Origin of the sequence: Flavobacterium sp., assembly GCF_039916025.1 — a bacterium.
Classification (GTDB): Bacteria; Bacteroidota; Bacteroidia; order Flavobacteriales; family Flavobacteriaceae; genus Flavobacterium.
In genome coordinates, this window is the sequence record NZ_JBDSMB010000157.1 from 1 (window position 1) to 9159 (window position 9159).

At 35.4% G+C, this 9159-nt stretch carries 5 protein-coding genes and 1 pseudogene; 1 reads left to right on the forward strand and 5 read right to left on the reverse strand.

Annotation, left to right across the window (positions count from 1 at the left end):
• Positions 1-200, reverse strand: a pseudogene (locus ABIQ27_RS12130) (asparagine--tRNA ligase); the annotation flags it as partial.
• Positions 201-230: 30 nt separating this feature from the next.
• Entirely contained in the window at positions 231-2669 is a 2439-nt protein-coding gene (locus tag ABIQ27_RS12135) for an MMPL family transporter (RefSeq protein WP_348034164.1), read from the reverse strand.
• A gap of 186 nt (positions 2670-2855) precedes the next feature.
• On the opposite strand from ABIQ27_RS12135, the gene ABIQ27_RS12140 reads away from it, so the two are divergent.
• Positions 2856-5126, forward strand: a complete 2271-nt coding sequence (locus tag ABIQ27_RS12140; RefSeq protein ID WP_348034165.1) for a cation:proton antiporter — start codon at positions 2856-2858, stop codon at positions 5124-5126.
• On the opposite strand, the gene ABIQ27_RS12145 is transcribed toward ABIQ27_RS12140, so the two are convergent.
• The 3 genes from ABIQ27_RS12145 to pyrH form a co-directional block, all read right to left on the reverse strand.
• Positions 5127-7610, reverse strand: a complete 2484-nt coding sequence (locus tag ABIQ27_RS12145; protein WP_348034166.1) for a DUF5686 family protein — start codon at positions 7608-7610, stop codon at positions 5127-5129.
• A gap of 93 nt (positions 7611-7703) precedes the next feature.
• Positions 7704-8264 (reverse strand): ribosome recycling factor, encoded by a 561-nt coding sequence (gene frr / locus ABIQ27_RS12150; protein WP_348034167.1) that lies wholly within the window; start codon positions 8262-8264, stop codon positions 7704-7706.
• Between the two features lie 31 nt (positions 8265-8295).
• On the reverse strand, positions 8296-9003 hold the full coding sequence (gene pyrH / locus ABIQ27_RS12155; protein WP_348034168.1) for a UMP kinase: 708 nt from the start codon (positions 9001-9003) through the stop codon (positions 8296-8298).
• Positions 9004-9159 lie beyond the last annotated feature (156 nt).

Genomic DNA, 9159 nt, shown 5'->3' on the forward strand with positions numbered 1-9159 from the left:
GCTGCTCCGGTTGTAATTCTTTTTAATGTTTCTTCTGGTGTGTTTTCAAAATCAACGACACACTGAATATTATTAATTGTCGAACCATCGTTCAACGCGATAAATTGATTGTTTCTAAAAGTTCTTACCCAACCTTTTGCATTTACCTCTGAAATCGTTGTTTCACTGTTTAGTAAGCTTTTAACTTTTGTATGTTTCATTTTAATTCTTTTTTCTAGTGCAAATATAAATTATTCTTCTTCTGTAATTTCATCAATATTCTCTTCATTGTTATCACGATAAATATTGATGCCTGGCGTTTCTTCTGTAAGTTCTTTTTTGGTCAGTTTCTTTTTGCCGCGCCATTTTTCGGTAGTTAAAACCAAAGCAGGAAGCACAACCAAATTAGCAAACATTGCAAAGGTTAAGGTTACCGAAATCAATCCGCCAAGTGCAATCGTTCCTCCAAAACTTGAAAGCGTAAAGACAGCAAAACCAAATATCAAAACAACCGAAGTATAGAATGTACTAACGCCGGTTTCGTGCAACGCACTAACAACTGCTTTTTCAATTTTTCCACCGTTCTGGATTAAATCATGACGGTATTTTGCCATAAACTGAATGGCATTATCGACTGAAATTCCAAAAGCAATGCTAAAAACCAAAATGGTTGACGGTTTCAGTGGAATCCCGAAATAACCCATCAAACCTGATGTAATGCAAAGCGGCAGAATATTAGTTACCACCGAAGCAAAAATCATTTTCCACGAACGGAACATATAGGTCATCAATAATGCAATAAGCATAATGGCAAATATCAAAGACTCGACAAGGTTTCCAACTAAGTATGTTGTTCCTTTTTGAAAAACCAAAGCCTTTCCTGTCAGCGTAACTTCGTATTTGTCTTTTGGGAAAATTTTATCGATTTTGGTGTGTAATTTCTTTTCAATCTTAGCCATTTCTTGAGTGCCAATGTCTTTCATGAAAGTCGTAATTCGGGCGTATTGTCCAGTCGAATCGACATAGCTTTTCATCAGATTATCTTTAGAACCTTTGGTTGCATTTTTGGCGTATGAAAGAATAAATGCTTGTTCCTGTGAAGTCGGCAAATCATAATATTCCGGATTCCCGTTATAGAAAGCCTGCTTCGAATACTTCACCAAATTGACAATAGAAACCGGTTTTGAAAGCTCAGGAATGCTGTCAATCGTTTTTTGTAATTCATCCATTTTTCGCAAAGTTGACGCTTTCATCACGCCTTTTTTGCGTTTGGTATTAATCATAATTTCCAATGGCATCACACCGTTGAATTCTTTTTCAAAGAAAACGATGTCTTTAAAAAACGAAGCGCTTTTCGGCATTTCGCCAATCAAACTTCCGGAAACTTTCATTTGAGAAACTCCGATAACGCTAAAAACAAGCAGCAATCCGTAGATGCTGTAAATCAGATTTCGCTTGTATTTAACATGTCTTTCAACCCAATTCAAAATCGAAGAAAGATAGTTTCTGCTCAAATGATTCAGGTGTTTTTCTTTTGGCAAGGGCATAAAACTGTACACAATTGGCACAACCATCAAAGTCAAAAGATAAACCGTAATCACGTTGATTGAAGTCACTAATCCGAATTCGTATAGCAAATCGTTTCCGGTAATCATAAAGGTTGCAAAACCAATAGCAGTCGTCAAATTGGTCATCAAAGTAGAAACTCCGATTTTTGAAATCACACGTTGCAACGCTTTAGCCTGATTGCGGTGCGTTTTGATTTCCTGCTGGTATTTATTGATAAGGAAAATACAATTCGTAATTCCGATAACGATAATCAAAGGTGGAATAATTGCCGTTAAAATTGTGATTTTGTAATGGAATAAGCCAAGTGTTCCAAACGACCACATTACGCCGACAATTAATATGCAAATTGAAATAAATGTAGCTCTGTGTGAACGGAAAAACAGGAAGAAAATCAGCGAAGTAATGAATAATGCGGCGCCAATAAACAGCCCAATTTCACCTTTCATATTCTCGGTGTTGATGGTTCTGATGTATGGCATTCCCGAGACTTTCAGGTCAATTCCGGTAGTTTTTTCAAATTTATCTACTTCGGGAACAAGCACATTAATGATGAACTGTTTACGAATAGGCGAATTGACAACTTTTTTGTTGATGTAAATCGCAGAACGAATGCTTCCCGATTTTTTATTGAAAAGCAAACCTTCATAAAAAGGCAAATCATTAAAAAGCTGTCTTTTGATTTCTTTTAAATATGCAGGATCAGTGGTTCTTTTTTGATCCAATAACGGAACCAATTCGAACTTTTCAAGCGTATCGTTTTTTTGTAACTTCTTTAAATCGTTTAGCGAAACAACCAATTCAACCTCTTTGTGAGATTTTAAATTGGTCATCAATTCATTCCACGCTTTGTATGCTTTTGGAGTGAAAAATTTATTGTCCTTAATTCCAATTACAACCAGATTTCCTTCTTCACCAAAGACATTCAGAAACTGTGTATAATCTTTATTGGCTTTGTGATTTTTTGGCAATAAGTTGGCTTCGTTATAAGTCATGCCTACATTTTTCCATTGCATAGCTAAGAAGATGGTCAGCAGAACGATTCCAACACTAATAGCTATTCTATTTCTTAGAATAATTCCAGCTATAAATTCCCAAAAACCAACGTTTATTTTCTTCTTCATTTTAATGTAAAAACGGTTGCAAAGGTAATTAAAACCTCTAAAAAAGGCGGCGATTTTGCAAAAGATTTACTTAATTTATAACAGAATAATTAGTCGAGTTTAAATAATTGTTAATAGCTTAAAAAAAAATAAAAATATACATTGCTTTTTAGCATCTTTGTATGCACAAGCAGCAACTATTTTTGGATGAGAAATTTAAAAAATTCTTTATTTTATATTTTCATTACAGGTGGATTTACCTACCTAATGTACAGAATTGTTGAAAAAGGAAAACTGCTGGAAGTTGGCAGAAAAATCGTTTCTCCAACATCCGATGATAGTCAATGGGTTCAGTTTCTTTCTTCATTATTCCACAATTTACAGCATCCATTAGCGTTATTGCTATTCCAAATTATTACGATTGTTCTTGTCGCCAGAATTTTTGGCTGGATTTTTAGAAAAATCGGACAACCTTCTGTTATTGGAGAAATTATAGCCGGAATTGTGCTTGGACCTTCATTGTTTGGTTTGTATTTCCCGGATATGAAGGAATCGTTATTTCCTGTTGATTCACTTGGAAACCTCCAATTATTAAGTCAGATTGGTTTGATACTTTTCATGTTTGTCATAGGTATGGAATTAGACTTGAAAGTCCTGAAAAACAAGGCCAACGAAGCCGTTGTAATCAGTCATGCGAGTATTGTAATTCCGTTTGCTTTAGGTATCGGATTGTCCTATTACATTTATCACCAATTTGCGCCGCCAGGTGTGGAGTTTTTATCGTTTAGCTTGTTCATGGGAATCGCTATGAGTATCACCGCATTTCCGGTTTTGGCTCGAATAGTTCAGGAACGGGGCATTCATAAAACCCGATTGGGAACCATTGTTATCACTTGCGCCGCCGCCGATGATATTACGGCATGGTGCATTTTGGCTGTAGTTATTGCCATAGTAAAAGCCGGAAGTTTTGTGAGTTCGTTATATGTTATTGGTTTAGCTGTTGCTTATGTAGTCATAATGCTTCTGGTTGTTAAACCATTCCTGAAACGTATCGGAGATTTATATGGCAAAAAAGAGAATATCAAAAAATCGGTAGTCGCTATATTTTTCATGAGTCTTATTGTGTCTTCTTATCTGACAGAAATCATAGGTATTCATGCCTTGTTTGGTGCTTTTATGATGGGTGCGATTATGCCTGATATTTCTAAATTTAGGAATTTCTTTATTGACAAGGTAGAAGATGTTTCGGTGATTTTATTATTGCCATTATTCTTTGTTTTTACGGGATTACGAACAGAAATAGGTTTGATAAACGAGCCTTATCTATGGAAAGTTACCGGATTTATTATTCTGGTTGCGGTTGCCGGGAAATTCTTCGGAAGTGCTTTGGCGGCAAAATTTGTTGGTCAAAGCTGGCGCGATAGTTTGACTATTGGTGCTTTGATGAACACGCGTGGTTTGATGGAATTAGTAGTGTTGAACATCGGTTACGAATTAGGTGTGCTTTCGCCAAAAGTGTTTACAATGATGGTGATTATGGCGTTGGTGACCACGTTTATGACTGGTCCGGCATTGGATATTATCAATTTTATTTTTAAAACCAAAGATGTAGTTATTCCTTCTGAAGTTAAAAAGAGTTCCGATTTTAATATCTTGATTTCGTTTGGGAACAATCAAAAAGGGAAATCATTACTGCGTTTGGCAAACAGCCTTGTCAAAAAACAACCCGATTCAGCCAATGTTACAGCTATGCACTTAACAGCAAGTGATGAAATGCATTCTTATAATTTAGAGGAATATGAAACACTGACTTTTGAGCCTATTGTAAAGGAATCCAGAAAATTGAATCAACGAATTACCACTATTTTTAAGGCAACAAACGACATGGAAACCGATATTGCCCATATTGCTCAAGCAGGAAAATATGATTTGGTATTAGTTGGTTTGGGGAAATCAATTTTTGAAGGAACCATTTTGGGGAAAGTACTCGGATTTACAACCCGAATCATAAATCCGGATAGGTTGTTGGATAAATTCAAAGGAAAAGAAGGCTTGTTTGAAAATTCACCGTTTGATGACAGAACACGTTTGATAATTTCCAAAACCAAAACACCACTTGGCGTTTTAATTGATAAGGATTTACATCAAATCGATAAAGTATTCGTTGGTATTTATAGCGTTGGCGATGTTTTCCTGATTGACTATGCGCAAAAATTGATTTATAATAATGATTCTCACGTTACCATTTTGGATAACGATGGACATACCAAAAACAATTTTATTGTCGAAAATGCTTTGGCGGTTTTAGAACAAAACCATCCTGATAATATAGAAGTTTTTCATCCGGATCAACTTAATAAGCCATACCTGCTTAAACAGGATTTGATTATTTTTAGTTTGGAAACCTGGAAAAAACTGATTGAAGAAGAAACTTCGTGGCTGACTGATATTCCTTCGGTTTTGATTATTAAGCCATAATTAAAAGCCAAAATCAAAAACAAAACTCAACTTCACGGCTAAATTATCTTCAAATCGTGGCAATTGATTCGGGCCATATCTGTAAAAGCCGGTCAATCCAAAGCCTTTGTAAATTTGATTCAGCTCAATACCTGATTCAAAAAAGCCCTGATCTAAAGTTTTGTATTGAATACCAATGTGGCGTTCCGGATGTTGCAGATTTCCCCAAGCCATTCGTGTTACCAAAACCAATGAAGGTTTTACTTTTTTCAACAATTCTACTCTTTTAAAACCATGTTTGAATTGAAGCATCACAAATTCACTCGAAAAAAATTCGTTGAAATACATAGTTTCAAAACTGTTTTTTCCGGCAATTGTTATTCTTTGCAGAAGATTGTCCTTGGTCAGATTATTCGGTGAAGTATTATACAAATGCGTTAATGGAAGCGCTCCAAATGCATAACCAGCCTGAAGTAAAACTGCCGATTTCTGTCCGTTTAAATATTTTTTTTCATACTCAATCCGCGCATCGACTTTTCCGAAATCAAAATCATTGGCAAAGAAATTAGGCAGCGATTTAGTAAACTGAAATGAGAACTTTGGGAATCTTTTTTCAAATTCAATCTTGCCGGTTGGCGTCTGCATATAATCACTAAAAGGATTCCATTGTAAGGAAACCAAAGCTGTCGACATCGTGAAATCGCGATACAAATGGCTGTCATAAGCAAAAGTATAATTGAATAAAGGACTTATTTCGCTGTGAGAAAGTTGCCAAATAGTTTCTGTTTTTGGAATAATTTTGGTTTCAATATAACCGCGCCACGTTTTGTGATTATAGAAGGTACTAATGTTAATCGGTCTTGGGTCATAGATTTTGAAGACCCTTTTATCCGTTGCAAAACTTGTACTTGCAATCTCCCGAACATCATCAGTATACGAACCACCAACCCAGGTGTTGGAGAAATGGCCAATTCTGACCGCCGTTCCCAAATTGTATTTAACGGTTTGATCTTTCAATCCATAGGCTGTATAACCTTCAATACGTACTTTTTTAGAAAACGTATCATTTGTAATACCACCAATTCCAATACGGAATCCTTCAAAATTATTATAACTTAAAAGATAACGCAAATCAAAATCAAAAGGCCCAAGCGGAACATAACCATTGATGATTTTTCTTCCAAATTTGATTTTTCGCTCGATGTTTTCTTTGGTTATGATACTATCCAAAACAACATAAGTTCTCTGACTTCTTGTGTCCAGGCTATCGGTTCTGTTTTGGTTCCAAAAAGCATCATCTCTTTTGTTGGCATTGTCTTTAACTTCAATAGCAACAAAAGATTTCTTGATTTTCAGAGTGTTATTTACAGCTATGTCGAAAGCCTGCATTTCGGAAGTAAGATAAGTGAAATCGGAAGCTGCTTTTTTGGAATTAGTATCGTCATTTTCGGCAGCAAATTCAATTCGTCCACCTAAGATTTTAGTTGGTTCTTTGCTTTTTCCTTTGACGATTTTAAAGTTTTTGCGAATTGGAAACCAAATTTTTTCTTCTGATAAATAGGTAAATTCATGAATTCCGGTAATATCTAAAACACCGCGAATACGCATCACTGCTTTAGCAATTGCATGATTTTCTTTGTCGACATAGAGCAAGCCTTCCAATCCTTTAGAGCTTCTGTTTTTGAAATAAAGCACAATCACATCACGCTTGTCAATGGAAGTTGTATCAAGTATTTTATACCGATATTCCTTGAGCGCAGTATTCGAAATCGGGCTCTTATATTTGGTTTCAAAAAGTTCGTATTTATCATCATAAATAGAAAATGACTGCAGGTTAAACCCTAAAAATTCATAAATAGGTTCTTTAAAACCTGCCATTTTTGTTCCCAAAATGGTTTCTTTCAGTGTTGGCTTTTCAAACTGAAACTGCGAAACTTTCTCGGTTAGAAACAAATGCTGTTTATCAATGATCTTTTTGAACTTATAATCGGACGAATCTATTTTCTTGATTTTATCTTTGGAAACAGCATTCACAAAAACGGTGTCAATTTTTCCGGCAATTGAATCCGGATTGGCCGTTACGAGTAATTTGTTATATGATTTGAATTGAAAACTTCGCAGTTTTTTTTGTGGATTGTTATTCTCTCTTTCCTGAATTACCTTGGCAATAATGGCGTTTGCAGGATTTACATTAGAAATGGTTACTTCTTTTAATGCGTCAACTTTGGGTGAAAGATAAAGTGTGAAAAAAGTTTTTATTTCGAATAGCGATATCGTTTTTGGTTCATAACCAATATAGGAAACCGTTAGGGTTTCGGGTTGTAGTACCAAAATAAGATTGAACTTCCCGTCAACATCGGCAATGGTTGAAAAGCCTTTTTCGGTTGTGATGGTTGCAAATGGAAGCGCTGTTTTTGTTTCGGAATCCTTTATAATTCCATTGACCTGGAATTGTGCTTGCAGCGACAGCGAGAAGAATAAAAACAGTAGAAATAATCGCTTCATTTGAAAGTTATTGGCACAAAATATTTAACAAAAATAGGAATAAAAAAATCCGTCTTGATGTTTCAGGACGGATTTAATATTGAATTAACAAAGTTACACTTTCATAATTTCGGCTTCTTTCATGGCCAAATGTTCATCAACTTTTCGGATAAAACCATCCGTTAGTTTTTGGATATCTTCTTCAGCAGTTTTGCAAACGTCTTCTGAAGTGCCATCTTTTTCTAATTTTTTGATATCGGTATTAGCATCTTTTCGGGCATTTCTGATACCGATTTTAGCATCTTCAGATTCTGCTTTGGCTTGTTTTACCAAGTCGCGTCTTCTTTCTTCTGTCAAAGCCGGCACATTAATGATAATCATATCGCCGTTGTTCATTGGGTTGAAACCAAGATTTGCAATCATGATTGCTTTTTCTATGGCTTGCAACATGCTTTTTTCATAAGGCTGAATAGTAATTGTCCGGGCATCGGGAATATTCACATTCGCCACCTGAGATAGCGGCGTTTGCGAACCATAATAGTCTACAAAAACACTTCCCAACATTTGAGGTGATGCTTTTCCTGCCCGTATATTTAAAAATTCTTTTTCTAAATGTGCAATAGAACCAACCATCGATTCTTTTGTACTGTCTAAAATAAATTCAATTTCTTCCATTTTTCTAATAATCTAAGTCAGTCTAAAATGTCTATATTTTAACAACGGTTCCAACGTTTTCCCCGCTGCAAATTTTCAATAAATTTCCTTTTTTATTCATATCAAAAACCACAATCGGCAATGCATTTTCCTGACTTAAAGTAAAGGCTGTTGAATCCATTACGTTCAATCCTTTTTTGATAACATCATCAAAAGTAATACTTTCAAATTTCACTGCATCTACATTTTTTTCAGGATCAGAATCATAAATTCCGTCAACACGTGTTCCTTTCAAAATCACATCAGCATGCACTTCAACGCCACGAAGAACCGCAGCTGTATCTGTAGTGAAATATGGATTTCCGGTTCCTGCACCAAAAATAACAATTCTTCCTTTTTCAAGGTGACGCACTGCTCTTCTTTTGATATAAGGTTCGGCAATAGCTTCAATTTTTAAAGCCGTCTGCAAACGTGTCAACATTCCTTTATCTTCAAGCGCACCTTGCAATGCCATCCCGTTGATAACTGTTGCCAGCATTCCCATATAATCGCCCTGAACTCTATCCATGCCGTTACTTGCTCCGGCAATTCCTCTAAAAATATTTCCACCACCAATAACGATGGCAATTTGGACACCTTTTGAATGAATTTCTTTAATCTCATCAGCATATTCAGCAAGACGTTTTGGATCAATTCCGTATTGTCTTTCGCCCATTAAAGCTTCACCACTTAGTTTTAGAAGAATTCTTTTGTATTTCATAGAGTTTTAATTAGTAATGCAAATATAAACATATTCTGTTTTTATTTATAAAAGATAAAAGGATTAAAAGATAGTATAATTTATTCCTAAGCTTAGGCTTCCTATTTTATCTTTCCCGTTTTTAGAGAAACCATATTGGCAAAGTTCAAAATAAAG